At 58.0% G+C, this 24,582-nt stretch carries 23 protein-coding genes; 14 read left to right on the top strand and 9 right to left on the bottom strand.

The features are described from left to right. Genes F8N36_RS02065 through F8N36_RS02050 form a run of 4 tightly spaced genes read left to right on the top strand, consistent with a single transcriptional unit; the run spans window position 1 to window position 2,525 of the window. Window positions 1-561 carry an NADH-quinone oxidoreductase subunit B family protein gene (locus F8N36_RS02065; RefSeq protein WP_291331089.1) on the top strand — a complete coding sequence of 187 codons (561 nt, stop codon included), beginning with the start codon at window positions 1-3 and terminating at the stop codon, window positions 559-561. A gap of 18 nt (window positions 562-579) precedes the next feature. Then, the gene (locus F8N36_RS02060) at window positions 580-1,056 is read left to right on the top strand and encodes an NADH-quinone oxidoreductase subunit C (protein WP_291331088.1); all 477 of its coding nucleotides are present in this window, start codon (window positions 580-582) and stop codon (window positions 1,054-1,056) included. Continuing rightward, window positions 1,053-2,135: a nickel-dependent hydrogenase large subunit gene (locus tag F8N36_RS02055; RefSeq protein ID WP_291331087.1), complete on the top strand. Its 1,083-nt coding sequence runs from the start codon at window positions 1,053-1,055 to the stop codon at window positions 2,133-2,135. The genes F8N36_RS02060 and F8N36_RS02055 overlap by 4 nt, the downstream gene beginning before the upstream one ends. Window positions 2,136-2,141: 6 nt before the next feature. Then, window positions 2,142-2,525 (top strand): 4Fe-4S binding protein, encoded by a 384-nt coding sequence (locus F8N36_RS02050; RefSeq protein ID WP_291331086.1) that lies wholly within the window; start codon window positions 2,142-2,144, stop codon window positions 2,523-2,525. A gap of 121 nt (window positions 2,526-2,646) precedes the next feature. Here F8N36_RS02050 and F8N36_RS02045 read toward each other — a convergent pair whose 3' ends face one another. The 8 genes from F8N36_RS02045 to F8N36_RS02010 all read right to left on the bottom strand — a co-directional run bounded on the left by F8N36_RS02045 (window position 2,647) and on the right by F8N36_RS02010 (window position 13,450). Beyond that, window positions 2,647-3,219, bottom strand: a complete 573-nt coding sequence (locus F8N36_RS02045) for a hypothetical protein (protein WP_291331085.1) — start codon at window positions 3,217-3,219, stop codon at window positions 2,647-2,649. Then, on the bottom strand, window positions 3,191-3,835 hold the full coding sequence (locus F8N36_RS02040) for a DUF3299 domain-containing protein (protein ID WP_291331084.1): 645 nt from the start codon (window positions 3,833-3,835) through the stop codon (window positions 3,191-3,193). The genes F8N36_RS02045 and F8N36_RS02040 overlap by 29 nt, the downstream gene beginning before the upstream one ends. A gap of 13 nt (window positions 3,836-3,848) precedes the next feature. Further along, window positions 3,849-5,120 (bottom strand): ABC transporter permease, encoded by a 1,272-nt coding sequence (locus F8N36_RS02035; protein WP_291331083.1) that lies wholly within the window; start codon window positions 5,118-5,120, stop codon window positions 3,849-3,851. Beyond that, the gene (locus F8N36_RS02030) at window positions 5,117-5,887 is read right to left on the bottom strand and encodes an ATP-binding cassette domain-containing protein (RefSeq protein WP_291331082.1); all 771 of its coding nucleotides are present in this window, start codon (window positions 5,885-5,887) and stop codon (window positions 5,117-5,119) included. The genes F8N36_RS02035 and F8N36_RS02030 overlap by 4 nt, the downstream gene beginning before the upstream one ends. A gap of 5 nt (window positions 5,888-5,892) precedes the next feature. Then, window positions 5,893-6,525: a DUF2796 domain-containing protein gene (locus F8N36_RS02025; protein WP_291331081.1), complete on the bottom strand. Its 633-nt coding sequence runs from the start codon at window positions 6,523-6,525 to the stop codon at window positions 5,893-5,895. A 164-nt stretch (window positions 6,526-6,689) separates the two neighbouring features. Continuing rightward, on the bottom strand, window positions 6,690-7,949 hold the full coding sequence (locus F8N36_RS02020; RefSeq protein ID WP_366247024.1) for an MFS transporter: 1,260 nt from the start codon (window positions 7,947-7,949) through the stop codon (window positions 6,690-6,692). A gap of 77 nt (window positions 7,950-8,026) precedes the next feature. Then, window positions 8,027-10,591, bottom strand: a complete 2,565-nt coding sequence (locus F8N36_RS02015; protein WP_291331079.1) for a PEP/pyruvate-binding domain-containing protein — start codon at window positions 10,589-10,591, stop codon at window positions 8,027-8,029. A gap of 168 nt (window positions 10,592-10,759) precedes the next feature. Continuing rightward, window positions 10,760-13,450 carry a sigma 54-interacting transcriptional regulator gene (locus tag F8N36_RS02010; RefSeq protein WP_291331078.1) on the bottom strand — a complete coding sequence of 897 codons (2,691 nt, stop codon included), beginning with the start codon at window positions 13,448-13,450 and terminating at the stop codon, window positions 10,760-10,762. Window positions 13,451-13,712: 262 nt separating this feature from the next. Between F8N36_RS02010 and F8N36_RS02005 the strand changes: the two genes are divergently transcribed. The 10 genes from F8N36_RS02005 to F8N36_RS01960 all read left to right on the top strand — a co-directional run bounded on the left by F8N36_RS02005 (window position 13,713) and on the right by F8N36_RS01960 (window position 22,664). After that, the gene (locus F8N36_RS02005) at window positions 13,713-14,018 is read left to right on the top strand and encodes a DVU0150 family protein (RefSeq protein WP_291331077.1); all 306 of its coding nucleotides are present in this window, start codon (window positions 13,713-13,715) and stop codon (window positions 14,016-14,018) included. 15 nt (window positions 14,019-14,033) lie between these two features. Beyond that, window positions 14,034-15,098, top strand: a complete 1,065-nt coding sequence (locus F8N36_RS02000) for a sulfite exporter TauE/SafE family protein (RefSeq protein WP_291331076.1) — start codon at window positions 14,034-14,036, stop codon at window positions 15,096-15,098. Window positions 15,099-15,111: 13 nt separating this feature from the next. Beyond that, on the top strand, window positions 15,112-15,708 hold the full coding sequence (locus F8N36_RS01995) for a DUF4881 domain-containing protein (RefSeq protein WP_291331075.1): 597 nt from the start codon (window positions 15,112-15,114) through the stop codon (window positions 15,706-15,708). Window positions 15,709-15,806: 98 nt separating this feature from the next. Beyond that, window positions 15,807-16,118: a hypothetical protein gene (locus F8N36_RS01990; protein ID WP_291331074.1), complete on the top strand. Its 312-nt coding sequence runs from the start codon at window positions 15,807-15,809 to the stop codon at window positions 16,116-16,118. A 56-nt stretch (window positions 16,119-16,174) separates the two neighbouring features. Beyond that, entirely contained in the window at window positions 16,175-17,071 is an 897-nt protein-coding gene (locus F8N36_RS01985) for a hypothetical protein (RefSeq protein WP_291331073.1), read from the top strand. A gap of 181 nt (window positions 17,072-17,252) precedes the next feature. Next, window positions 17,253-17,765 (top strand): YchJ family metal-binding protein, encoded by a 513-nt coding sequence (locus tag F8N36_RS01980; protein WP_291331072.1) that lies wholly within the window; start codon window positions 17,253-17,255, stop codon window positions 17,763-17,765. Further along, on the top strand, window positions 17,765-18,148 hold the full coding sequence (locus tag F8N36_RS01975; RefSeq protein ID WP_291331071.1) for a hypothetical protein: 384 nt from the start codon (window positions 17,765-17,767) through the stop codon (window positions 18,146-18,148). Before F8N36_RS01980 ends, F8N36_RS01975 begins: the two co-directional genes overlap by 1 nt. A 41-nt stretch (window positions 18,149-18,189) precedes the next feature. Then, window positions 18,190-19,530, top strand: a complete 1,341-nt coding sequence (locus F8N36_RS01970) for a glucose-6-phosphate isomerase (RefSeq protein WP_291331070.1) — start codon at window positions 18,190-18,192, stop codon at window positions 19,528-19,530. 287 nt (window positions 19,531-19,817) lie between these two features. Continuing rightward, a complete protein-coding gene (locus F8N36_RS01965) occupies window positions 19,818-21,275 on the top strand; it encodes an ATP-binding protein (protein WP_291331069.1) in 1,458 nt (485 codons plus the stop codon). 9 nt (window positions 21,276-21,284) lie between these two features. Beyond that, a complete protein-coding gene (locus F8N36_RS01960; RefSeq protein ID WP_291331068.1) occupies window positions 21,285-22,664 on the top strand; it encodes a sigma-54 dependent transcriptional regulator in 1,380 nt (459 codons plus the stop codon). Between the two features lie 509 nt (window positions 22,665-23,173). Here the strand turns inward: F8N36_RS01960 and F8N36_RS01955 are convergent. Further along, the gene (locus F8N36_RS01955; RefSeq protein WP_366247026.1) at window positions 23,174-24,421 is read right to left on the bottom strand and encodes a malic enzyme-like NAD(P)-binding protein; all 1,248 of its coding nucleotides are present in this window, start codon (window positions 24,419-24,421) and stop codon (window positions 23,174-23,176) included. Between the last annotated feature and the right edge of the window lie 161 nt (window positions 24,422-24,582).

Below are 24,582 nucleotides of genomic sequence, written 5' to 3'. Positions count from 1 at the left end.
ATGGGTTTCGTCGACAATATGATCAAGCGGAGCCGGCTTAAGTCTCCGTGGATAGTTCATTTTGACTGCGGTTCCTGCAACGGCTGCGACATCGAGGTGCTGGCCTGTCTGACGCCCATGTATGACGTAGAACGTTTCGGTGTAGTCAACGCGGGCAACCCCAAGCACGCCGATGTGCTGCTGGTTACCGGCACGGTAAACCACCGCAACCAGCACGTGCTGCGGCAGATTTACGAACAGATGCCTTCGCCCAAGGCTGTGGTATCCATCGGTGCATGCAACCTTTCGGGTGGCGTGTTCAAGGATACGTACAACGTGCTGAACGGCGCGTACAACATCATTCCTGTGGATGTGTTTGTGCCGGGCTGCCCGCCCAAACCCGAGGCCATCATTGATGGCGTGGTGCAGGCCCTTGGCGTACTCAAGGCCAAGATGGGTCTTGGCCCCGAACCGGTGCCCACCTTTATGCCGGGCGACGAGGACGGCACTCCCGACATGACGCCGCAGGCGGAGTCCGCGCCGGAAGAAGCCCCCGAAAAGCCACTGCAAAACGCGGGTTAACCCGGAAAGGATAGAGCCATGTTTTTTGAAGCCAAGGAAGTGACGCCGCAAACGCTGCTTTCAGAAGTGCAGCAGCTGGCTAACGCCAAATATCGTTTTGTGACCATGTCGCAGACTGTCATGGACGAGCACACGCTGCGGCTTTATTACCACTTTGACGTGAACCTCACCATGTCCGACCTGCGCCACAACGCCGAGCTGTGCGTGTGGGAGCCCACAGACGCAAAGGGTATGGTGCACCTGCGCATGGATGTGAACAGAAAAGAGCGCATCCCCAGCATCACGCCCATCTACTTCTGCGCCGTGCTCATCGAGAACGAAACGCAGGACCAGTTTGGCGTGCGCTTTGCGGATCTGCCCCTCGATTACGAAGGGGCCATGTATCTGGAAGGCGAGGTTACCCATGCGCCGTACTTTACCATGACCACGGTACGGCGGCCTGCCGCCAAGGCCGAGGCCGCCAAGGATGACACGGCCAAAGGAGAGAAGGCATGAGCAACCGCACAACCGTGATTCCTTTCGGGCCGCAGCACCCGGTGCTGCCCGAACCGCTGCACATCAAGTTTGTGGTGGAAGACGAAACCGTGGTGGGGGCTGTGCCGCAGCTGGGGTTTGTGCACCGTGGGCTTGAAAGCCTGGTGCGCCTTAAGGACTACAACCAGATGGTTTTTGTGGTTGAGCGTATCTGCGGCATCTGCTCGTGCATTCATGCCAACTGCTACTGCAACGCCATTGAAGACATGATGGGCATTACGGCCCCGCCGCGCGCCCAGTTTCTGCGGGTCATCTGGTCGGAGCTGCACCGTATCCATTCGCACATGCTGTGGCTTGGGCTTTTTGCCGATGCCTTTGGTTTTGAAAGCGTGTTCCAGCAGTTCTGGCGCATCCGCGAACATGTCATGGACATCTGCGAAGCCACGGCTGGCAACCGCGTTATCCTGTCGGTCAACGTGGTTGGTGGCGTGCGCCGCGACCTGAGCCCCGACCAGATCCGCTGGATGCATGGTCGTTTGGACGAGCTGGAAAAGGGCATGCGCGAGCTTACCCGTACCATGCTTGACGACTACACCGTGCAGGAACGCACTCGCGGTATCGGCATCCTGAGCAAGGACGACGCCCGTCTGCTCGGCGCTGCCGGCCCCGTTCTGCGCGGTAGCGGCTGGGAAATCGACGAACGTATGCACGGCTACGCAGCCTACAAGGACCTCAACTTCATTCCCGTGGTTGAGAACGACGGCGACTGTTACGCCCGCTCCAAGGTGCGTTTTTATGAAGTGCTGCACTCCATAGAACTTATCCGCGAAGCCCTGAACCGCCTGCCCGAGAGCGAGCTGACCGTCAAGGTTACCGGCAATCCCGAAGGCGAATCGGTGTTCCGTGTGGAGCAGCCGCGCGGTGAACTGTTCTATTATGTGCGGGCCAACGGCACAAAGCATCTGGAACGCATGCGCGTGCGCACGCCTACCTTTGCCAACGTGCCGCCCCTGCTGCACATGCTGCCGGGCTGCAAGCTGCCCGATGTGCCGGTTATCGTGCTGAGTATCGACCCGTGCATCTCATGCACAGAGAGGTAGCCCATCATGTATATGCTTCCTAACGTGCTGCGCAATCTTTCGGGCAAGCCCGCCACGAGGCTGTACCCTCTGGAAGAGCGCGAACCATTCCCCGCCTACCGTGGCGTAATTACCAACGATGTCGCAAAATGCATATTCTGTAATTCCTGCGCCAGAGTATGCCCCACAGACGCCATTACCGTGGATGCAAAGGCCGGAAAGTGGAACTATGATCCCTTCCTGTGTGTGTATTGCTCTGCGTGTGTGGAAAAATGCCCCACAAAGTGCCTGCAGCAGGAGCCCATTCATCGCAAACCCTCTATCAGCAAGTTTGTGGTGCACCGTACTGGCACCCCCCGCGTCAAGAAGGCCAAGGCCGAGGCCAAGAGCGGGGAAGAAACTGAAAAGTAGATGAAATAACAAAGGGCCTGAAAAGGCCCTTTGTTTTGAAAGTTTTGACTGCTCCCACCGTCTATTTGCCGGACGGGTTTGGCGGCGCATGTTTCAGCTGGAACATGCGCCGCCATCCTGTTTATATGGTGCAGCTCTGATCCTGCTGCTGCGCGCAGCCGGGGCAGATGCCTGTCAGTTCAACCGTATCGCCCTGCAGCTGAAAACCCTGCCTTTGCATGGCAGAAAAGATGGTCTGGTACAGGGCTGGGTCGCAGATTTCTTTGCTTTTGCGGCAGCCGGGGCATACCAGCATAAAAACCGGGGCGTGGCGAACCCTGTGGCTTCCGGCGCGACTACAGGTGCAGTTTTCTGCGCAGCTTTCCGTGCAGGCGGCGTTGGTGTCTGCACAGGTTTCCGGGCAGGCTTCAGCGCAGGCTACATAAGCATTGAGTGTGCCAACCTTGTGCACCAGACCCTCCTGCAGCAGGTAGTCGAGTGCGCGGTAGATGCTGGCGGGGGTGAGAGCCTTGGGGGCACCGTGACGCAATGCATCGAGAATGTCGTAGGCTTTGACGGGCATTTGGGCACCGAGCAAAAATTCAAGCACCATGCGGCGCACCCGCGTAAGGCGCAAACCCTGGCAGGCGCTGAGAACATCTGCGGCACTGGGTGGCGCGGGGCGGTCAGTTTGATTCAGTTTCTTCTGCTGCATAGGGTTCCACCGCCACGGCCTTGATGCGGTAGCCCGCGTCGCCGATGTCGCTTTCTGATTTTTCTATTTCAAGCTTGCCGTACACCATGACGGTATCCATCATCTGGATGCCCATGGGTTTTTCAAGAATAACGTAGATAATCTGGTTGGCTGGTGGCGGTGGTACGTGAATGCACGCCCCAAAGTAGGGCACCAGCAAAAACTCCGACATTTGGTCGCCACCCAGAAAATCAAGGGGAGCCACAAAGCCGGCAATGCGCACCAGTTTGCCGCCCAGCTCTTTGTTGGCGGGGGCATTGCTCCACAGGGCCTGAAATTCCTTCAGGGCCTTGCCTGCCCTGGGATCGTCATCGCTAAAGCGGTCAAAGTTGAACTTGTCAAACACCTTGGCCGGATCCCATGAAGGCGGGATCAGATTCTCCCACGTAATTTCAGTATATTTCCCGCTCTTTCTGGCCTCGGCGGCCTTGGCCAGCTCCTCGCGCGTGGGCTGCCACTGCTCGGATTGCTGGCGAGTATAGTCATCGGTAAGGGCCAGCGCCGTTGCGCTGTGCCAGCAGAACAGCAATGCCGCCAGCAGGCAGAACATGCGCCTTGTTGCGGTGTTGGTTATCATGCAGCTTCCTTTGTCACGCCGAGGCGTTGAGCCCGTCGGCCAGACTTATGCGATAGGCCCGCCAGGCGGGGATCAGCCCGGCCAGAAAGCCTGCGATAGAGATTGCGCCCAGCAGTTGCCACTCTGTTGCCGTGGGCCATGAAAGCGAAAGGCTCAGGCCAAGGCTGTTGGACAGTATCGGGCTGAAGATCGTCAGCAGGGTGGCCGTGAGTAGTGTGCCAGCCAGTGCGCCCGCCAGCACCAGCAGCATGCTCTCCAGCGAAAGCAGGGCCACGATGTCCAGCGGGCTTGCGCCTGCGGCCCGTAATACGGCCAGCTCGCGCCTGCGTTCACCAAGCCCGGCGAGAATGGTTGCCGCAAGCCCCGCCAGCCCGGCCACAGTAACCAGCCACGAAAGAACGCGCAGGGCGCTTTCACCAGTGCGCAGCAGACTCCACAGCTGGTCGAGGGCAACACCGGGCATCACGCCCATCAGGGCTTCCTGCTGGTCTGCGTTTATTTCGCGCTGGGCGGCAAACACGCGGGCGCGGTTTTTCAGCCCTACCATCACTGCTGTTACACTCTTGGGCGTAAGGTTGAATTTGCTTACCTGATCTGGTCGTACATGAAAACCCGCGATGGGCGCGCCGCCCTGCCAGTCGATGTGAATGGCCTCCATGGCGGCAAGGCTTATGTACAGGCCGCGATCCACTGGCGTACCGGTTGGGGCCAGTATGCCGCATACGGCAAAGGGCTTGTCGGCATGCAGGCTGAGGCGCGTGTCGCCCGTGCCGTGACTCAGCAGCACCCGGTCGCCCAGTTTGTAGTGTTCCCTGGCGGCCACCTCAGCCCCCAGCACAACGTCAAAGATTCCTTCGAATTGCTGGCCCTGGGCAAATTGCAGGGAGGCATGGCGGCGGTACTGGTAGCGCATAAAAAAATCCGCCGTTGTGCCCACCACTGCAAAACCCTTGTGCGAATCACCAAGCGACACGGGAATGGTCCAGGCAACATCGTTGCGCCCGGCAATGCGCTGGGCGCTGTCCCAGCCCATGTTGCTGGATGCTTTGCCCATGTGGAAAATGGCGTACAGCAGCAGTTGCAGTTCGCTGCCGCGCGCGCCCACCACCAGATCAGTGCCTGAAACAGCCTGCACAAAATTTTCGCGCACCTGGGTGCGCACACGCTCCATGCCCAGCAGCAGGGTAGTGGAAAGAGCAATGGAAAAGACCACCAGGCTCAGCGTGCCCTTGCGGTTCCAGGCGCTAGAAAAAGCCAGCGACAGCAGAAACTTGCAACGTGTCATGACTGTTCCCCACCATGCGGCCTGTTTATGGGCACCATGCTTTCGCGCCTGGCAAATGCATCCGCCAGGGTTGAATCGTGGCTCACAAAGAGCAGGCTCGACCCCGCTTCGGCGCACTGCCGCAGCAAAAGGTGCAGAAAATCCGCGCGGCGGTCTGCATCCAGCGCAGATGTGGGTTCGTCGGCCATGATCAGCGGGGGAGCACCCACCAGCGCTCGGGCGGCAGCCACTCTCTGCTGCTGTCCTACAGAAAGGCGGGCAACATTCTGGCCCCACAGCTCTCGGGCTAGACCCAGACTTTCAAGCAGGCGCCGGGCAGATTGCTCGGGGCTGCCATCTCTATCCGCAGCCCGCCGTGCCCGCAACGCAGAAAAGCGGCAGGGCAGCAGCACATTGTTGAGCATGGAAAGATGCGGAATCAGGTTAAACTGCTGAAAAATAATCCCAATGAAATCTCCACGCAGGGCATCGCGCGCAGCCCGGGGCAAAGTGTCCATACGCATGCCGTTGACGTGTACGCTGCCGGTAGCTGGTTGCAAAATTCCCGCGATCAGGCTGATCAGGGTGCTCTTGCCGCCGCCGCTGGGGCCGGAGAGAAAGAGCGTTTCTCCTTGCGCAAGTGCAAAAGAGGCAATGCGCAGGGTGGGCTGCTCCTGACCGGGCCAGTAAAACGTAATGTCTTCCAGCTGTACCGCAAGCTTTGTTGCCGGTTGGGGCATTGCTGGCGCAGCCACAAGCCGCGGAGTGGATTGAACTGTGGATTGCACGGGGACTACCATTTGAGGGTGTGCGCCTCGGCAGTCAGCTCGGCAGCGTGCTGGCCCGTGAGGCTCACAAGCTGCACGCGCAGTTCGTGCAGAGCTGGCCATGCTGCGAACAGGTTGACATCCATACTTTTCAGGGCATCCGCATTGGCGCATTCAAAAACAAAGGATGCGTCCAGATCCGCATGCGCGGCCTCAGTGGCATCAGGTGCATGGTCAGCGTGGTCTGCATGCTCAGGTTTGCCTGCAACGTGATCTGCGCCATGGGCAATATGATCGTTATGCTCTGATTTTGCAGGTTGTTGCGTGTGGGGGGCGGTAAGCAGCTCTGCAGGCAGTGCCGCTGATTCGAGCGTCACCTCCTTTAGTCGGCACTGGGCGGCAGCGGGAAGGATAAAAATATTTTCCGCCTTGCGCAGGGTGGCTGCCATGTTTTGCACTGCTTTACGCTGGGCCGGAGTGGAGGGTGAGTGTTCGAAAGGCAGAGCGTTGGCAAGGGGGCTTTCAAGGTCGATGGTTACGGTTGAACCGTCAACGGCCACATTGAGATGGGCTGCACCGTGTTCGTGCGGGCCGTGGGCCAGAGTGGGGCCGGAGGTAAGCAGGGCAGCGCAGGCCGCCAGAAGGATCGTGCGTTTCATTATATCTCCCGTTCAAAAACGTAGTTGCTTGATGGGTTGGTAGATGTTTTTGAAATGATATAACGTTGCATTTTTGTCAATGGGTACAGAAAAAGGACCTGCCAGCGCGCAGTGCAATCGCGCGCGGACAGGCCCTTAATGAACATGCCGGTTAATGTAGCAGGTTATGGCAGCTGGATTCCCTGGCGCTTCCAGCGCGCAAGGCGCAGCTTGTCGGCCAGCATGGAGAGCCCGCACAGTGAGATGGAAACGGCGGTGGCGGCAAAAACTCCGCGGTAGCCAAAGCCTTCATACATCACAAGTCCACCGATGATGGGGGCAAACATGCCGCTGGAATCAAAGGTGGCCATCATCACATTTGAATTGATGGAACGGGTTGTGGGGGTTGAGCGGTCATAGACCATGGCCGCCAGCAGGGGGTAGAGCAGGCCCAGCCCCAGCCCGTACAGGAGTGTAAGGGGAATAAATGCCCACAGCGGCCCCCAGGCCAGCCCCAACATGCAGCAGGCCAGCAGGGCGCTGCACAGCATGGTGATCTTGTGACGTGGCAGGGTATCAAGCCGGTTGCTGCCCACCAGCCGAACCAGAATGATGGTGAGTGTGTAGGTGGTAAAAAAACAGGCCGGGTGAGCGCCGGTGATTGAGCACAGGCCTTTCATGAAAAAGATGGCCAGCACGGTCATGATGCTGAAGGTCAGGCAGCTCATGTAAACAAAAAACAGACCAGAATGGCTCACCGCATGCCACAGCTCGCGGCCAGACAAGCCACCCTCTGCCTCCTGGGCCATTTCGGGCGTGCGCAGACGGGGTGCCAGAGGAATGAGCATGAGCAGTGAGGGAATGGTTAGCAGAGCCGTGACGGCAAAAAGGTGGGGCTCGCCGCCCAGCAGGGGCAGTATCTGTTCGCCCACGGCAGGAATAATGGAATAGGGCAGCAGCAGGGTAAGCGAAAAAATGGCAAACCCCCGGGCGCTCTGTCCCTTGGGAATGCAGCTTACCAGCACAGACACTGTGCAGCACGAGAATACGGCCAGCGAAATACCCTGCACCACGCGCAGCAGCAGAACGAGGCCAATAGTGTGCGCCCCGCCCACATACGGGTAGGCCAGCATTACGCCGCCTGAAACCAGTATGGAAACAGCCATGGGCAACAGCTTGCCGCGCCGCAGCAGAACCACGCTTGCCACCTGCCTGAAGATCAGCACCATGACAAACATGGAAGAGAGCAGTATTCCGCGCCAGTTGGGGCTGACGGAAAGCGCCTCGAGCCATTGTTCAAAACAGTAAAAAACGGCCACAAAGCTGTTGCAGAACATGGTCATGCAAAACAGCAGAACAAAATCACGGCTTAAAAGCGTCTGCGGCGGCTCGGAAAAGGCATTGCTTTTCGGGGTTTGGGCAGACGACGCAACTAGCGACGGCATGGGGCCTCAATCGTGTTTTGCCGCGATGGCCCAGGCCGCCGTGCGGGGCCGGGCTCACCCCCGCTTAGGGCGTGCGGCTAATGATATTCGCCATTGAGAAACTTGGTGGCATAGGCCTGAACGGCAGCGTCGTCCACCATAAGCATATCCATCTGGCGGGTCATTATCAGAAGTCGTCCCAATTGATCCAGGCGCGCGCACAGCTCATGCCTGGGGTATTTTTGGTAACGTGCGCGCAGTCTATCACCCGTTATCTCCACGGTAAAGCCCAGCTCCTTGAGTATAAGCCCGATGCAGAGCACGCGCCGTATGCGCTGGGCGTTGGCTGCCGCACCGCCAGCAAATTCAAAGCGTATGTAGTTTTTGCTCAGTGTTTCGCCGCACCAGCAGTCAAGAATGGCATAATGGTAACCCACGCGCGAGGAAAAATTGAGATAGCGGTCAGATACGATGGCGTAGCTGCGCTGCCCGAAACGCGAGCAACCCTCCTGATTGCCGCCAATGGCAGTTTGCCCCATTACCGACAGAAAACCGCGCATGTTTACCGGCCTTGGCCCTCTGGCCTGCACTGCCGGGTTGAGCATGCCTTCAAGTACACATCTGAGCGGCACGCTGACCACATCGTTGGGCGTAACCTGGCGCGATTCAGGATTGCGCAGGCCGCCGCCCAGATCGATGACGTGCAGGTCAAGCGGCACGGTGCAGGCCAGTTTGCTGGCAATGCCAGCGCTGTTGTCGGTAACCCGGTCAGAAATCTGGAACATCTGCGTGTAGCTCAGTTCGTGTACGTAACGCATTATATCGTGCAGCGAGGTGCAGTGGCGGGGCGTAAATGTATCGGCGCGCGGGTCCACAAGGTGCAGGGGCAGAATGTAGGGGGCAATGCGCCGCAATAACACCAGCGCGGGGCTGCTGGCCTTGGCCTGTGGCCGTACCAGCCGCAACGCCAGCAGTTCCTGCACCTCGCCGTCAAAAACCCTGCCCGAAAGGGCATCGACAGTTACCACCTGCCCGTCAGACAGAATGCTGTTTGCTCCGGGCATATTCATGATCGTGGGCACGCCAAATTCGCGGCAGATGGATGCCATATGACCGGTAAGGCTGCCAGTTTCGGCTATTATGGCCGTTGCCCGGCGCATGGCAGCCATGGCGTTGGGCGATGAATGGGCCAGCAGCATGACAGCGCCTTCGGGAAAGTGCGTCATATCTTCGCCCTCACCCACGTGCACGATGGGGCCGCAGCCCACACCCCGGGCGGCAATGTCGCCGCCAGAAAGCAGGGGTCGCAGGTGCCGCAAGGCCGGGGCGGAATGTTCTTCAGATGCGTTGTCGAGTCCCATGGGGCGCGTTTGCAGCAGCACAATCTGGTCGTCTTCGTCAACGGCCCATTCCATATCCTGCGGGTACTGATAGTGCTGCTCGAGCTCCATGACCATTTCTGCAAGCCTGCGCACCTGATCGTCGCTGAGGCAGGGGACGTTGCGCAGGGTATCGGGTACGGGCTCAAGCACGCTGTCCACAATTCCGCTTTTGCTGCGTGTAAGGCGCAGCCGCACGGTTTTGTGGGCAATGGTGGCCATGGTGATTTTTTTTGTGGCGCGCGAAACAAGCCACTGATCGGGGGTCCCTGATCCGTCCACCACCATTTCGCCAAGCCCCCACAATCCGTTGATTACGGTGGCGTTGGAGCGCAGGTCTACCGGGTGGCGAGAAAAAGCCACGCCAGCGGCCTTGGACCGGACCATTTCAACGCAGCACAGGCCCATGCCCGTGGCATCGAGGTCGTAGCCGTGCTCTGCGCGATAGGTGAGAGCGCGGGGCGAAAACAGGCTGGCAACCACCTTTTTGAAGGCAGACAGCAGCTCCTGACAGGTAACGCCAAGAATACTGCGGTACTGACCAGCAAAAGACTGCACGCCATCTTCTGCAATGGCGCTTGAGCGCAGGGCTACCACCACGTCGGCATCCTTGCCAAAGGCCGAATCCCATTCAGCAAACAGGGCGTGCTCAACCTCGGCGGGGATGGGCGCTTCAAGCACCAGGTTTTCTACCTGCTGCGAAATCTCTGCAATGAGGGCGGGTTTATCGGGGTCAACGCACTTGAGCAGCTTGAAGAGGTTTTTGAACAGCCCTGGCGTACGCAGTAAAAAATAGCTGCCAGCGCGAATGGTGATGGCAAAGCCACGCGGTACTGGCATGGCAAGCATGTTGCGCAACTCGCCCAGATTGGCGTTTTTGCCTCCCACGCTGTAGGCCATGCTTGAATCTACTTCTGAGAGTGGCAGGGTAAACTGCGGCACGTCGCCTCGGGCAAGCTGGTCCAGCTCATGCTCGATGCGCGAGGCAATGGCATGTACAGCCGTACCCAGTGATATATCACACTGCCCCGACATTTCGCTCAGGGTGGAAGCCATGCGCTCGCAATGGAAAATGGCTCGGCGGGCCTGCTTGCGCACCTCGCTGGTTTCCATGTGTTTGTCGCCGCGCAGGGTCGCATCCAGCCCGGCCATCACGCCAGCAAGATCTGCGTTGGCCTGAAGCAGATCCTTGAATGAGGCATAGCGCTTGTTAAAGGCCTCCATTGCCGCCTCGCGGCTCACACGCGGGGCAATGCCAAACAGTTTTTTCAGCAGTGAGGCCATGCGTTCATCCTTGGTTGCAGTTTGCCATCAAGACCTGAGCCGATGATGCCAAACGCCAGCGCACTGCCGTCACGTTGTCTGTTTTATGCTGTTCGTGCGGCTGGGAGTAAAACAATGTCGGCCCAGCCATATGTCTACAGCAGAAAAAAACGCATGGTTGTGCTGGCGCTACCTGCCAATGACCACATACCGCTGCGCCGGGCCGCGACCCTCCTTGCGTACCAGCCCCTGCTGAACCAGTAGCTGCAGGTCGTATTGCGCGGTGCGCATGGAAATATCCTTGCCAGCCAGTGATTGATACTCCTGACGGCTGATACTGCCAGCGGCGGCAATGGTCGGCCACGCGTCCATGATGCGGCGATTGAGTTTTTCCGCCACATTGAGTCCGTGCTGCAGGCTGCCCTGCGGCTCGGTGGGGTCAGGCTGCTGCCGTGGTGCTGCAAATTCGCTTTCGTCCTGTGCTCCCACCATCTCGGCGGGGGGCTGCTCTGCGAGCCTGCCAGGCAGGCCGTTGGCTCTTGCACCAGCATCAACCGGCGGGGCAGTGCAGAAACCCTGCTCGCAGGGGGTATCCTGCTGATTGCGCGAATCCTGCAACTGGACGGAGGCGTTTTCGTTCTGAAAGGCCTCACCCTGACCCTGAATTGCGTGACCTAGCTGAATATCTTCTGCAAAAAGAATGCCGCTTTCGCAAAAAGCCAGGGCTCTCGTAAGCGTATTTTTAAGCTCACGCACGTTGCCGGGCCACTCGTACTCCATGAGCTTTGTCATGGCCCCCTTGCTGATCTGGGGAATGACGGGGGGGATGGCAGGGGTGGATGCTCCTGCGTCTGCCTTGAGCCTGGCCTTGGCCTTGAGCGCCTCTGAGAGAAAATACACGGTGAGCGAAGGAATGTCGGACTTTCGATCACGCAGGGGCGGTGTGTTGATGGTGATAACCGCCAGCCGGTAGTACAGGTCTTCGCGGAACGAACCCCTCTGGGCGTCGTCGATCAGCGAGGCGTTGGTGGCGGCGATAATGCGCGTGTCAAAGGGAACGTCCTCATCGCTGCCAAGCGGGCGTATGCGGCGGGTAGAGAGCGCCCGCAGCAGGGCCTGCTGTACCTTGGGGGCCGCATTGCCCACCTCGTCGAGCATGAGCGTACCGCCCTGCGCTGTTAAAAAGGCCCCCTTGCGCGGTGCGCGCGCCTCGGTAAATGCCCCCTTAACATGCCCGAAAAGGGTATCCATAAGCAGATTTTCGTCCAGCGCGCCGCAGTTGATGGTGATGAATGGCCCTGCACTTCTGGCGCTGAGCCTGTGAATGGCCTCAGAAACCAGCTCCTTGCCAGTGCCGGTTTCGCCTACCACAAGCACGTCGGCCATTACTTGCGATGCTTTACGCACGTTGTCGCACAGGGTCAGCATGGCGGGTGATGTGCCAATAAGGCCATTTACGGGCAGGTCTTCCGGGTGGGGCAGGTCTGCCACCGGTTCGCGTTGCGCCTGGGCATCGTCTTCCGCCGCCCGCAGGCGTCGGGCCTCTGCGGCATTGCGTAGCCGTTCCAGCAGATCGTTGACCCCCCCCTTGAGCCGCTCAAGTTCACGCGGCATCGGCGGCAGGTCAATGTTGCCGTCATCGCCTGATATGTTGCGCAGTTCCAGCTCGGAGGTGACAGCATTGAGAGAACGGGTCATCTGGCGTGCAAGCCACCACAAACTCAGGCCGAGCAGCAGCGTGCCGCCAACAAAGGCTCCAATATATATGCCCATAAGCTGCCCGCCCGTGCGGGTAGTGGTAAAGCTGGTGTCCAATACGGCCAGACCGCCCAGAACAATAGAATCTGCTTGCGAGATAGGGCTGAAGGAAACAGGCACATAGCTGACCCTTTCCACGCGCATCTGGCTGTTGCTCCACAGCGTGGTGGTTTCAGACAGGGCAAGTTGACCGGTTTTGCCCTCCTGAACGTCGGATACCATGTTCCAGTAATTGATATGCTCCGGGCCGGGGCGGAATGCCGTGTTAAAGCCAGGCCTGCCAAAATCGCCAGTAAAACCTGCGCGCACGGCATCAGTTGCCAGACTGCGCTGGGGCAGGCCCGCGTCTGGAACTTCAGACTGAAAGAGCATCCAGCCTTCGCGGTCAAAAAAAAGCGTGCGCACGCGCACGTCTGTGCCAGCTGCAGCAATGGGGGCATTGGGTGCAGAGTAGGCAGAAATTATATCCCGCAGTTCCCGCAGATCGAGCGAGAGCATCAGATAGCCCACAAATTCGCCGTCCGCACCCTGTACCGGGGTGGCAAAGCGCAGCACATACAGGGAGATATTCTGGTTGCTGCCCTTAACGGGCACCATTGAATAGGTGACCTCCACGGGCTGCGCAACACTTACATGACCGATGCGATGTTCGCCAGCAATGCCGTGGAAAGGACCTGTGGGGCTGGCCAGGGCCTGGCGCATGGGAACATTGATGACCTCGCCGTCTGCGTTGACAAGCAGGTAGCGATTGTCGGGGGTAAGGCCTTCAAAGGCAATTTCTCTATAACGCAATCCCCCGGCCTTGGCGCGAAACTTGAGCCGGTTGACCATGTCTTTCTGTTCCATGGAGCCAGCAGCAAGAATAAGTAGCTGGTTGCGCGTTTCTTCAAGCGCTTGTTCCAGCGCAAGACGCATCGCCTGGGATTGAAGCTGTGCATTGCGCGCAATTGCGCGATCGAGAATGTCTTCTATGCTGCTGCCAGTAGCAGTAAAAATAATCAACAAAACCACTGCCAAAACCGGTAGCCCAAGCATGAGCATGCGGTTCACGAGGCTGCGATTCATGAAGAATGAGGCGAACTCCAGCGAGTTGCCCTGGGGAAGAGTTCTGTGTAAGCGCATAGTGCTCCCCTGATTTGTGCAAAAAAGCGCAATCGTGGAAATGATTGTAAAAAACATTCGCTCTTGTGACAAGATTTTTCGCGCAAAAATAGTAAAAAAGCCGCAATTATGAGCAAAAATCATGCAATGGCACGGGCTTTGCTATAACTTTCACATTCGAGGCAACAAGGCGAACCCTCCTGGGCATAAAGGGGGGTCGCAAAATGGAAAAATGGCAATTGTGGACGCAGTGGAGATGTCAAATTTTGACGTGGAGGAAGTTATGAAAAAGATGCAGAGGCTCTGGACATGGCTTGCGGGGTGCGCGCTGATGGTAGCGGCATTACCTGGTATGGCCCTTGCCGCTGGCGGCGGTAAGGTTGCCAACGTGGTTGTGGTAGCCGATACGCGCAAGCTTGACGGCATATTGTATTGGTGGGCTGAAATGTACAATGAAAGCCACCTGTTCTTTGCTATTCTGACCATGGCCATCATCCCCGTTGTGGGTTGCATACTTGGCTGGTTGGCAGACGTTGTCATGACCCACATGGGTATTGACCTCAGGCACCGCGAACTGTCCGAGAAGTAAGGAAGGGAGGCAAGTATGGACTGGTTGTATATTTTGATGCCCATCTCCGGCGTGTACATTTTCTGGCCGGGCCTCGTTATCCTAGGTTTGGGCGTTGGTATTATCGGCGGCTTTTTCGGCATGGGCGGCGCCTGGATGGTTACCCCCGGCCTGAACATTCTCGGCTTCCCCATGGCATTCGCCATTGGTACGGACGTTGCGCAGATGGCGGGCAAATCGCTTATCTCCACCATGCGTCACGGCAAGTTTGGCAACGTTGACTACGGCTTGGGCCTGACCATGCTGGTCGGTACCATCGTGGGCGTGGAAGTTGGCGCCCAGATGGTCATGTGGCTGGAACGACTTGGCTCTGTTGATAAGGTTGTGCGCTGGCTGTACGTGGTTCTGCTTGTGCTGCTGGCCTGGCTTGTATTCCACGATATCGCCGCCCGTCGCAAGAAGGAACGTGAAGCCCGTGCCCAAAACAAGGAACTCGACCACGCTGCTACTGGCGTTGACTGGGCTACCCGCCTGCACGCCATCAAGATCCCCCCTGTGCTCCATTTCAAGCAGGCCAACATCACCTGCTCTGCCTGGCTGCCCATTTTCGTCAGCTTCTTCACTGGCTGGCTGGCTGGTATCCTTGGCATCGGCGGCGGTCTTATCCGCATGCCCGCCCTGGTCTACCTTGTGGGCTGCCCCACCCATCTGGCGGTGGGTACGGACCTCTTTGAAGTCGCCATCTCCGGTCTTTATGGTACGGCTTCGTACGCATACAAGGGCCGCGTGGAACTGCTTGCCGCCCTCATCATGCTGTGCGGTGCTGCCATTGGCGCGCAGATAGGCGTTGTCGCCACCAAGTATGTGAAGGGTTACGGCATCCGCTTTGTGTTCGGTCTGGCCGTCATCGGCTGCCTGGTTTCGGTTCTGTGCAAGCTGATTGAAGCTGAATTCCCGGCCTGGAGCTGGCTGTTGAGCCCCGCCGCTACCATTGACGTGCTTGGCTTCGTGACGGCTATCTCCCTTTACATCACCGTCAAGATGGTACAGGGCGCCAAGGCGGAAATTGCCGCCAAGAAGAACCAGCCCGCGGCCAACTAAGAGGAGACACGCCATGAAGATTCGTAATCTGGTACTGATGCTGGCGATGGCCTTCTCGGTCGCACTGCTTACCGGCTGCAACTTTGACGGAGGCGTGGAACAGGGACGCTGCGTGGGCTATGACGCCAACGCAAAAACCCTCACCATCGTGGTGGACGTGACCCATGACCAGTTTAACCCGCACTACAGCGGCGGCACACATACCTTCAAGCTGCCTGTTGAATCCCAGGACATGGGCCCGGCCCCCACACCCGGCGGCCGTCTGATGATCGACACCGCCAAGAACATGGTGCTTGTGTATGACCAAAAGACCAACAGCGTGCGTGAAGTGCCCGTGCAGTTCACCGATGTGGAAAAGAACGTCGGCTCCGATCATCCCAAGGTGAAGGGCAAGACCTTCCCCATGATCGACAAGGAACAGCAGACCGTGACCGTGTACTCTGGCCGCCAGAAGTCGCTGATCACCTTCAAGGTACCTGCTGAAGCCCAGGACTTCCCCGCATATGCGTGGACTGCCGGCGACGAAATGCGCATCGCCTTCCGTAATGCCGACAAGACCCAGTCCATGCGCATCATGAACGTGAGCAAGACCAACATCTTCAAGAAGTAAACCCTAGGGTGACTACCCCCACCCTGCGCGCTGGAGCGGTATCTGCGCCGCTCCAGCGCACCTCACCCGGAGTGGGGCAAAAACTTAGGAGAGCACAGATGAACAGCTACCATCAGACCCTCTATTCAGGCATAATCAGAGTGGCGGCAAACGCCATAATGGTGGCAGCCATTTTTGTGGGCATGTATCAGTCTGCCCACAGTGTCGAGGCCTCGGAACTGGTGTTTTGCGCATGGTTCTTTGGCATTACCGTACCCACATGGGCAGGAGCCTTCTGGCTGACCAGAAGGGTGCGGGACAAGTATCCCGCTGAATTCCAGAGCCTCGTGGAACTGCCCAGGCTCGGTCAGCGCCTGGTAACCTGGAATGTTGCCGAATCCACCGTGTGTCCTGTGCTTGTGCGCAGATAGGCGAACTGACCATGTCGTGCGTTATGACCATACCTCAGGCAAGCAGGAAGGAACCCATGGGAGATTTCATCAATTCCAGGGGCTGGCAAAACTGCCTTCAAACCCGCATGCGGCAGCGTTTCTGGGGCGCAATTTGCGCCATGCTGATGGGGTTTGTCATGCTGGGAATGCTCGACGGCCTGCAAGGTTTGGCCCGGTCTGGCGCAGATGTTATCGAAGTGCTGCCCGGTTACAGCGTGCCCATTTCCGGGCCGCTGACTATCAAGAACCCTGTGAGCAGCGACCTCAAGGCGCAGTTTACCCCTCAAAGTAACTCCCTTGTGTATGATCTGGAAGGATTCTTTGCCGGTTACTGGTTTGGCAACGGCATGTGGCGCGCCGCCGTGCGCGCCGATGTGACCGCCCAGCCCGGCGATTACACGCTCAAGGTTGTTTTCAGGGGCGCACCAGCCAGCACCACGCAAAACTACAAAATAACGGTGTACGCCGACGATGATGCCATGCGCGCCGCCTCTACCTCATACCTGCGGCGCATTACGGGCTACAACCCCTTTGTGCTGGCAGCAGGCTGCTGCGGTCTGGCCTTGTTGGCGGGCGTGTTGGTGTACCGCCTTGGCTGCAGCTACATTCGCCAGCTTACAAACCTTGGCTGCGGCGAGATTGTGCGCGTGCAGCACGAGACTGGCAATGGGCAGCAGCCTCGCCCCGGCCATATCTGGTGCCTGTTGTACGGCCTGCGCGCGCCTGCCTCTGGCACGCTGTGCGCGGTGTACGATGCTCAGGGTGCGCAGCTTGGCCTCGCCCGGGCGGCAGAGGTCAACAAGGGTACGCTTGAACTGAATTTTGATTCGTTTACCAGCCCGGCGGCAGATGCCGGTGCAGCTTCTAACGCCGTTCGGTCCGGCTGTCTTGTCCAATTGCGGCCCCAAAAACCGCTCTCTCCTCCGGATTAAGACAGATAGGCCGATCGGTCACCCCAGCGGCATGCACTTGGCGCGTCACCTGTGCATGCCGCATTTTTTTTTGCCCGCCGCATTCATCCCGCCTTGCCGCTCTTGCCGCCTGCTTTGGCATAAGCTATGCTTATCCTGTTGCATATGCCCTTGAAGGGCTCAAACAAAGGCGGAATTTTTCATGTCTCAACTTTGCCCCTGCGGCAGCGGTCTTGATCTGGGCCAGTGCTGTGGCCCCCATATTGATGGCGCATCCTGGCCCCAGACCGCAGAAAGCCTCATGCGTTCGCGCTACACTGCCTATGTGCTTGGCCGTCACCAGTGGCTGGTGGAAACCACGCACCCCGACTACCGGGAAGACGTGGACGCTGACAAGCTGGCCGAACAGACCAAGGACATTACCTGGCTGCGGCTTGATATTGCCGCCACTGAAAACAACGTTGCCGCCGGTGAAAACGGCGAGCTTTTTGATGTTGTAGAATTTTATGCTTACTACGAGCTGGAGGGCATTCCCCGTCAGATCGGTGAACGCAGTTTTTTTCAGCGTCAGGACGATAAAGTATATTATGTGGACGGCGTGGGCCTCAGGCCCGATGCCTACCGCAGGCAGGAACCCAAGGTGGGGCGCAATGATCCCTGCCCCTGCGGCAGCGGCAAAAAATTTAAGAAATGCTGCGGGGCTGCCAAATCCTGATGCCGGACGCTGAACGAGCAAAAAATTCTGGTCGTGGCAAGAACGGCCCTCTGACGGTTATCCGGCAGTTTTGTCTGGAGTGTCAGGGGGCGTCTGCCAAGGCAGTGCGCGCCTGCGCTGACGAAGACTGCCCCCTTTGGGCCTGGCGGCTGGCTGTGCTGGCGGGCGAATCATGCCCCGCACCTGCAGAAGAAGCCGCGCGTCAGGCTTTGCGCGCCATACGCAGGCAATGCATGGGCTGCGCGGGCGACAGGGCAGAGGTGCGCGCCTGTGCGGCACGCGAGGCCTGCGCCTTGTGGCATTGCCGGTTTGGGGTTCGCCCGCAAACCTACAAGGCAGTGCGGCGGCGTTTTTTTGCTCCCAAGCCCTTACGACTTTTATAATGCGCCGCCGCATGCGCGGCGCCACCACACAGGAGGTATCCATGCCTCATATGCTCGAATGGTCAAGGGCCTACGCGCATCGCCTCGCGGCTGATACGGCTGCTCCGCTCAAGGCGCGCGCCCCCGAAATCGCCCAGAGGCTCAAGCGCGAACTGGCCGCTGGCGAGTTGCCCTTTCTTTCGCTGCCTTTCCGCGCCAAGCTGGAAGTGGAAATGGCTCCGCTCATCCCCCGCATCAAGGCTTACCGGCACATGCTGGTGCTCGGCATTGGCGGCTCGGCCCTTGGGGCCCGCGCCATGCAGCAGGCCTTTGCGCCGGGGCAGGATGGCCCAAATCATCGCGGCCCCTGCCTGTGGATTGCCGACAATGTCTGCGCAGAACGTTTTGAAGCCCTGCTTGGCAAGCTGACCCCCGCAGAAACTGTGGTTGTGTGCATCAGCAAGTCTGGCGGCACCATCGAAACCATTTCGCAGTATTTTCTGGTGCGTGACTGGCTCAAGGCCAGTGTGGGTGAAGGCTGGCAGGACCAGATGATAGTGGTGACCGACGAGCGCAAGGGCTACCTGCGTGAAGAGGCCAATCGCTATGGTCTTACGGCTCTTGAAGTGCCGGACTATCTTGGCGGCCGCTATTCGGCACTCTCTGCTGTGGGCCTCTTGCCTGCGGCCTTTCTGGGCATTGACTGGCAGGCCCTGCTCGACGGTGCGGCCAGCGTGGCCAAACCTCTGGTGCAGACACCAGAACTTGTGGCTGAGCATCCGTCATTTGCGTTGGCCTGCTGGGCCAAAGCTCTTGAAGACCACGACTACAGTCAGCTGATTTTCTTTAGCTACATTCCCCAATGGGCGGCCTACGGCGACTGGTTTGCCCAGCTTTGGGCCGAAAGTCTGGGCAAGGACGGGCAGGGCAGTCAGCCTGTGCCAGCCACGGGCGTGACCGATCAGCACTCCATCAACCAGATGTTTCTGAGTGGCCCGCGCAACAAGGGGTGTATCTTTTTGACCAGCCGCGATCAGGCGCAAGGGCCGAATTTTGGCATGGATGTGCCCGACGACTGGGCCTGGCTGCGTGCCAAGCCCTTTGGCAGCCTGCTGGAGGCCGAAGCCCTGGGAACGCGTATGGCTCTGTGCCAGAGCGGCGTACCCCTGCTGCATGTAGAAATGCACAACAGCGGCCCCCGTGCGGCCGGTTCGCTTATGCTGCTGCTTGAGGCGGCCACGCTGTTCACTGGCTGGCTTATGGGTATCAATCCCCTTGACCAGCCTGCGGTAGAGTTGGGCAAGCGCCTTGCCAACGCCCGCCTTGGTGCGGGTGGGTATGTAAAGGAAGAGGCCGATCTGGCGGATTACCTTGCCGTTCCCCGCGAGGAGCAGTGCTTCTAGTCTGGGCAGGTGAGGGCCATGCAGCTTTTGCTGGGTAATGTGCCTTGCCTCTGATGTTTATTGTGTGAGCAGTATTTTGCTTCGGGAATGTCCAGCCCGCCGGATTGGCGGCTTTCGGATTTGCCTGGGGTTTTTGTAACCTGTCGCGTGGCGGCGGCTTTGCGGCGGAGCGTAGCGGTCGTTTTTCGTACGCTCCGACGGCGTAGCTACCGTGCTGCGCCGCCCATCGCCGCCGCGCGCGCAAAGGCCATGAAATGTTTGGAAAAAAGCAGCGCAACGATGCTTGCATGCGCCAATGCGAGGATATTTGCGCGCAAACGGTAGAGGCGGAAGTAGCCCTGCCCAGTTATGCCCGCACGCTTTCGTGGCTCTCGCTGGTGGTTATTTTGCTGACCAGCCTTGGGCTTTCATTCTTTATTTCCAATTCTGCCCGCGAAGCTCTGCTCACCCGGCAAGAAAATTTTGCACAGCAACTGGTGGAAAATCTTAACAGTCAGATTTTTCGACGCTTCGCCTTACCCACACTTCTGGGTTATGGTCGCATCGCCCTGCGCCAGCCTGAACAGTACGAAAGGCTTGATCAGGTTGTGCAGTCCGTAATCCACGGCTTACCGGTAGAGCGGTTGCGCATTTATGATTTCTCGCGTCTGGTTGCCTATTCCACAAAGAAAGAAGATCTGGGCCGCGCGGGGCTTTCGCCGCCGTATATTGATGAAATCCTGCAAGGCGGCGCGCCCCGGTCCGAGATTATTTCGTCCATGCCGGGGTGGCAGGCACCTTTTCGCGTTCCCCTTCAGGAAGGGTCATTTGTATTGCGCGTGCTCTATCCCCTGCGCGGGGAGCCTCTGCACCCTGGCGAAGAACCCCCGATTATGGGGGCGCTGGAGCTTACACAGGATATTACCGGCGACTATGAGCAGGTGCTGACCTTTCAGGGCATTATTGTTGTCATGTGCCTGCTTTCTTCGGTGGTGATGTTTGGCCTGCTGCTCATGCTCATTCACAGGTCTGAGCGTGTGCTGGCAGCCCGTATGTACAAAAACCGCATTCTCGAAAACCAGCTGCACAGCAACGAGCGGCTGGTAAGCATGGGCCGGGTGGTGGCAAGCATTGCCCATGAAATCCGTAACCCGCTGGGTATCATCCGCTCGAGCGCAGAGCTTTTGCAGCGCCGTACAGACAAGGCCGATGCCAGTACGCGCCGTATTCTTGGTGCCATCTATGATGAGGCCGTGCGGCTATCACAAACAGTAAACGATTTTCTGGATTATGCGCGGCCTCGCCAGCCCAAGCAGGATGTGGTAGATGTTAACCTGGTGCTTGATCAGGTGCTGGCCTTTCTGGAAGGGGAAATGGGGCGCTGCGGTGTAGCGCTTGAACGGCAGTGCGAAGACTCGCTGTTTACGCCCGGCGACAAGGATTTGCTGTATCGGGCATTTTACAATATTCTTGTAAACGGCCAGCAGGCCATGGAAGGGCCGGGCGTTGTGCGCATTTCTGGTCGCAACGAGGAAAACGGCCGCGTTTGCATTGAATTTCTCGATTCCGGCCCCGGCTTTGACCCCACCACACTGCCCAACCTGCTGGATCCTTTTTTTACCACCAAGGACGGCGGCACAGGGCTTGGTTTGCCCATTGTGCAGTCTATTATCTCAAGCCACGGCGGCACTATTCAGCTTGAAAACGGCCCCAATGGCGGGGCGTTGGTGCGGGTTCTGTTACCCAAGGCCCCCGCTGGCGCATAGGAATACATAATGAGTGAAAAAGCGCATCTTCTGATTATCGACGACGAAAAAAACTACCTGCTGGTATTGCAAACCCTGCTTGAAGACGAGGGCTATGCCGTTACGGCCATCAGTGACCCTGAAACAGCGCTGGCATTTCTGGACGAAAGCGAAGTGGACGTGGTTGTGACCGACATGAAAATGCCCAAGGTCACTGGTCGCGAGGTGCTTGAGCGGGTCAAAAAGAACTGGCCGTACATACCCGTGCTTATCATGACTGCCTTTGGCTCCATCGAGAGCGCGGTGGAAGTCATGAGATACGGGGCCTTTGACTACATCACAAAGCCTTTTTCCAACGACGAGCTTCTGCTTTCGATACACAATGCCGTTGAGCTCTCACGTGCCCACAGGCAGTATCGACTGTTGCAGGAGGTTATGGAAGACCGCTACGGCGTGCACAAGATTGTGGGGCGCAGCAAAGCCATACGCGATGTGCTGGTGATGGTTGAGCGCGCCGCGCCAAGCCGCTCCACAGTGCTGATTACCGGTGAGTCCGGTACGGGTAAGGAGCTGGTGGCCCGCGCCATCCATTACACAAGCCCCCGCAAGGACAAGCCCTTTGTTTCTGTAAACTGCATGGCGCTGAACCCCGGAGTGCTCGAGAGCGAACTTTTCGGTCACGAAAAGGGTTCGTTTACCGGCGCTGTGGCCATGCGGCGGGGCCGCTTTGAGCAGGCCGACGGGGGCACGCTGTTTCTGGATGAAATTGCCGAGCTCACGCCAGATCTGCAGGTAAAGCTGCTGCGCGTGTTGCAGGAAAGGCGTTTTGAACGTGTGGGCGGTGGTGAGGAAATTGAGGTGGATATTCGCGTTGTGGCTGCCACCAACAAGGATCTCGCCTCGCTGGTAGAGAAGGGTGCTTTTCGCGACGACCTCTACTACCGCCTCAACGTGGTGCAGATCCCCCTGCCCCCCCTGCGGGAACGGCGCGAAGACATTCCGCCACTGGTGGCCCACTTTGTGGAAAAGGTTTGCAACGACAACTCCATGCCGCCCAAAACATTCAGCACGGAAGCGCTCAACTACCTTACGGGTTACGAGTGGCCGGGCAACATCCGCCAGCTGGAAAATGTGGTGGAAAGCTGCCTTGTGCTGGTGCCTGGCACCATCATTGATGTGGACAACCTGCCCGCAGAAATTCGTGATGAAGAATCACAGTTCAAAAGCGCCGTCGATCTTTTGCCAGTGCAGCTTGATCTGGCCGATACGCTTGAGAAAATTGAGGCGGCGCTTATACGGCGTGCCCTTGTACGGGCAGAGCTGGTGCAGGTTAAGGCCGCAGAGTATCTTGGAATTTCAAAAAGCCTGTTGCAGTACAAGCTCAAAAAATACGGCATAACGGGGCATTAAGCTTCCGCAATATGTTGCAGTAGACGCCCCGGCTTCGGTCTTGGGCGTCTTTTTTTTGTAACATTTTTTCATGCAGCAATAATAAAAAACAATGAAATACCAAATTAATAGGAAACAGGAGGCTCCCGTAACCCACCAAAACAAGTTGCAAAATTGCGTCAGCGGTATTTACAGAAACTATATTTTATTATAGTTTGATTAAACAGTCAGCAACTTGAATGGCTGCAGGTTCCGCTGGCTTGAGCAACTGATTGCCCACAAATATTTTGCGTGGTATCACTTCTTAAAATGTTATACTATCGACAGAACGAGCAATCAAACAGGGCGTGATTCCGGTATGTTGGCTGATTGATGCCAGCATTTTCCGGGTAAAAGCGTACTGGCAGATCAGGCGTGTCTGACTCGGCCCGTGCGGGCCCACAGGCGCAAAAAAAGGGCCGCGCTTCGCACGGCCCTGAATGTCGGCTATCGGCCAACCAAAAGGTTTGCCACAGCCTGGGCAACAAAGCTTAGCCCTGGCGCTTGGCCAGACGCTTTCTGAGGTTTTCCGCCACCTGATTGGGATCCATGTGCACGCGGGCAATGCCGCTTTCCATGGCCGCCTTGGCAGTAGCCGCCGCCACCAGCGGGGCCACATCGGGGTTCAGGGTAGAGGGAATGATCATGCTGGGGCTGAGTTCTTCGGGTTTTACGAGTTCAGCCAGAGCCTTGGCAGCGGCAATCTTCATGGCATCGTTAATGTCGGTGGCGCGTACGTCGATGGCGCCGCGGAAGATACCGGGGAAGGCAAGCACGTTGTTGATCTGGTTGGGGCAGTCAGAGCGGCCCGTGGCCACCACCTTGGCGCCGCCGTCAAAGGCGCGCTGCAGGGGCCAGATTTCGGGAATGGGGTTGGCCTGGGCAAAGACGATGGGGTCCTTGGCCATGCTGCGGATCATGTCTTCGTTGAGGGAATTGGGCGCGGAAACGCCAATGAAAACATCAGCGCCCTTGATGGCTTCGGCCAGACCGCCTTTGACCTTGTTGGGATTGGTGTGCTTGGCGATTTCGTCCTTGTAGGGATTCATGCCTTCGGGGCGGCCTTCCCAGATGGCGCCCTTGGAATCGCACATGATAACGTTTTTGAGGCCCACAGCCATGAGCAGCTTGATGATGGCGATGCCCGCAGCGCCCGCACCGCTGGTGACCACGGTGATTTCATCGAGTTTCTTGCCAACAATTTTCAGCGCGTTGATCAGGCCGGCCAGGGTAACAACTGCAGTGCCGTGCTGGTCATCGTGGAAGATGGGGCCCTTGAAGACGCCGTTCTTTTTCAGGGTGTCTTCAATGACAAAGCATTCAGGAGCCTTGATGTCTTCAAGATTCACGCCGCCAAAGGTCGGAGCCATGAGTTCCACAAGCTCAACGATCTTGCCGGTGTCCTTGGTGTCCACGCAGATGGGGAAGGCATCCACATCGCCAAAGGTTTTGAAAAGCAGTGATTTGCCTTCCATAACGGGCATGGCGGCGCCAGCGCCGATGCTGCCAAGTCCCAGCACGGCTGTACCGTTTGATACAACGCAGACAAAGTTGGAGTGATTGGTATAGACATCAAGCATTGCGGGATCTTTGTGGATTTCCATGCAAGGTTCGGCAACGCCGGGAGAATACGCCAGGGTGAGGTCGTCGTTATCGCGCACAGGGGCTTTGACCCGAACCTCAATCTTGCCCTGGTATTCCTTGTGCATCGCAAGGGCTTCTTCCCGCAGGTTCTTGATCCGTGACATCACTTGCTCCTTGGTCTGTTTGTCTCTGCCGAAGCAGTAAAAAAATTGCGCATGGGTGCGGCGCTGGGCAGCCTCAGTTGGAAGTAGACACTAACGTAATGAATCGGTGCATCTGGTACGGGCAGCCCCGTTTTCAGCCCAAATGCTGAACG

This window comes from Desulfovibrio sp., assembly GCF_009712225.1.
GTDB lineage: Bacteria > Desulfobacterota > Desulfovibrionia > Desulfovibrionales > Desulfovibrionaceae > Desulfovibrio.
This window is presented reverse-complemented; position numbering and strand designations above follow the sequence as displayed.

Coding starts and splice junctions, on each gene's coding strand:
- F8N36_RS02065 (WP_291331089.1), top strand. CDS start 1: ATGGGTTTCGTCGACAATATGATCAAGCGGAGCCGGCTTAAGTCTCCG.
- F8N36_RS02060 (WP_291331088.1), top strand. CDS start 580: ATGTTTTTTGAAGCCAAGGAAGTGACGCCGCAAACGCTGCTTTCAGAA.
- F8N36_RS02055 (WP_291331087.1), top strand. CDS start 1,053: ATGAGCAACCGCACAACCGTGATTCCTTTCGGGCCGCAGCACCCGGTG.
- F8N36_RS02050 (WP_291331086.1), top strand. CDS start 2,142: ATGTATATGCTTCCTAACGTGCTGCGCAATCTTTCGGGCAAGCCCGCC.
- F8N36_RS02045 (WP_291331085.1), bottom strand. CDS start 3,219: ATGCAGCAGAAGAAACTGAATCAAACTGACCGCCCCGCGCCACCCAGT.
- F8N36_RS02040 (WP_291331084.1), bottom strand. CDS start 3,835: ATGATAACCAACACCGCAACAAGGCGCATGTTCTGCCTGCTGGCGGCA.
- F8N36_RS02035 (WP_291331083.1), bottom strand. CDS start 5,120: ATGACACGTTGCAAGTTTCTGCTGTCGCTGGCTTTTTCTAGCGCCTGG.
- F8N36_RS02025 (WP_291331081.1), bottom strand. CDS start 6,525: ATGAAACGCACGATCCTTCTGGCGGCCTGCGCTGCCCTGCTTACCTCC.
- F8N36_RS02020 (WP_366247024.1), bottom strand. CDS start 7,949: ATGCCGTCGCTAGTTGCGTCGTCTGCCCAAACCCCGAAAAGCAATGCC.
- F8N36_RS02015 (WP_291331079.1), bottom strand. CDS start 10,591: ATGGCCTCACTGCTGAAAAAACTGTTTGGCATTGCCCCGCGTGTGAGC.
- F8N36_RS02010 (WP_291331078.1), bottom strand. CDS start 13,450: ATGCGCTTACACAGAACTCTTCCCCAGGGCAACTCGCTGGAGTTCGCC.
- F8N36_RS02005 (WP_291331077.1), top strand. CDS start 13,713: ATGAAAAAGATGCAGAGGCTCTGGACATGGCTTGCGGGGTGCGCGCTG.
- F8N36_RS02000 (WP_291331076.1), top strand. CDS start 14,034: ATGGACTGGTTGTATATTTTGATGCCCATCTCCGGCGTGTACATTTTC.
- F8N36_RS01995 (WP_291331075.1), top strand. CDS start 15,112: ATGAAGATTCGTAATCTGGTACTGATGCTGGCGATGGCCTTCTCGGTC.
- F8N36_RS01990 (WP_291331074.1), top strand. CDS start 15,807: ATGAACAGCTACCATCAGACCCTCTATTCAGGCATAATCAGAGTGGCG.
- F8N36_RS01985 (WP_291331073.1), top strand. CDS start 16,175: ATGGGAGATTTCATCAATTCCAGGGGCTGGCAAAACTGCCTTCAAACC.
- F8N36_RS01980 (WP_291331072.1), top strand. CDS start 17,253: ATGTCTCAACTTTGCCCCTGCGGCAGCGGTCTTGATCTGGGCCAGTGC.
- F8N36_RS01975 (WP_291331071.1), top strand. CDS start 17,765: ATGCCGGACGCTGAACGAGCAAAAAATTCTGGTCGTGGCAAGAACGGC.
- F8N36_RS01970 (WP_291331070.1), top strand. CDS start 18,190: ATGCCTCATATGCTCGAATGGTCAAGGGCCTACGCGCATCGCCTCGCG.
- F8N36_RS01965 (WP_291331069.1), top strand. CDS start 19,818: ATGCGCCAATGCGAGGATATTTGCGCGCAAACGGTAGAGGCGGAAGTA.
- F8N36_RS01960 (WP_291331068.1), top strand. CDS start 21,285: ATGAGTGAAAAAGCGCATCTTCTGATTATCGACGACGAAAAAAACTAC.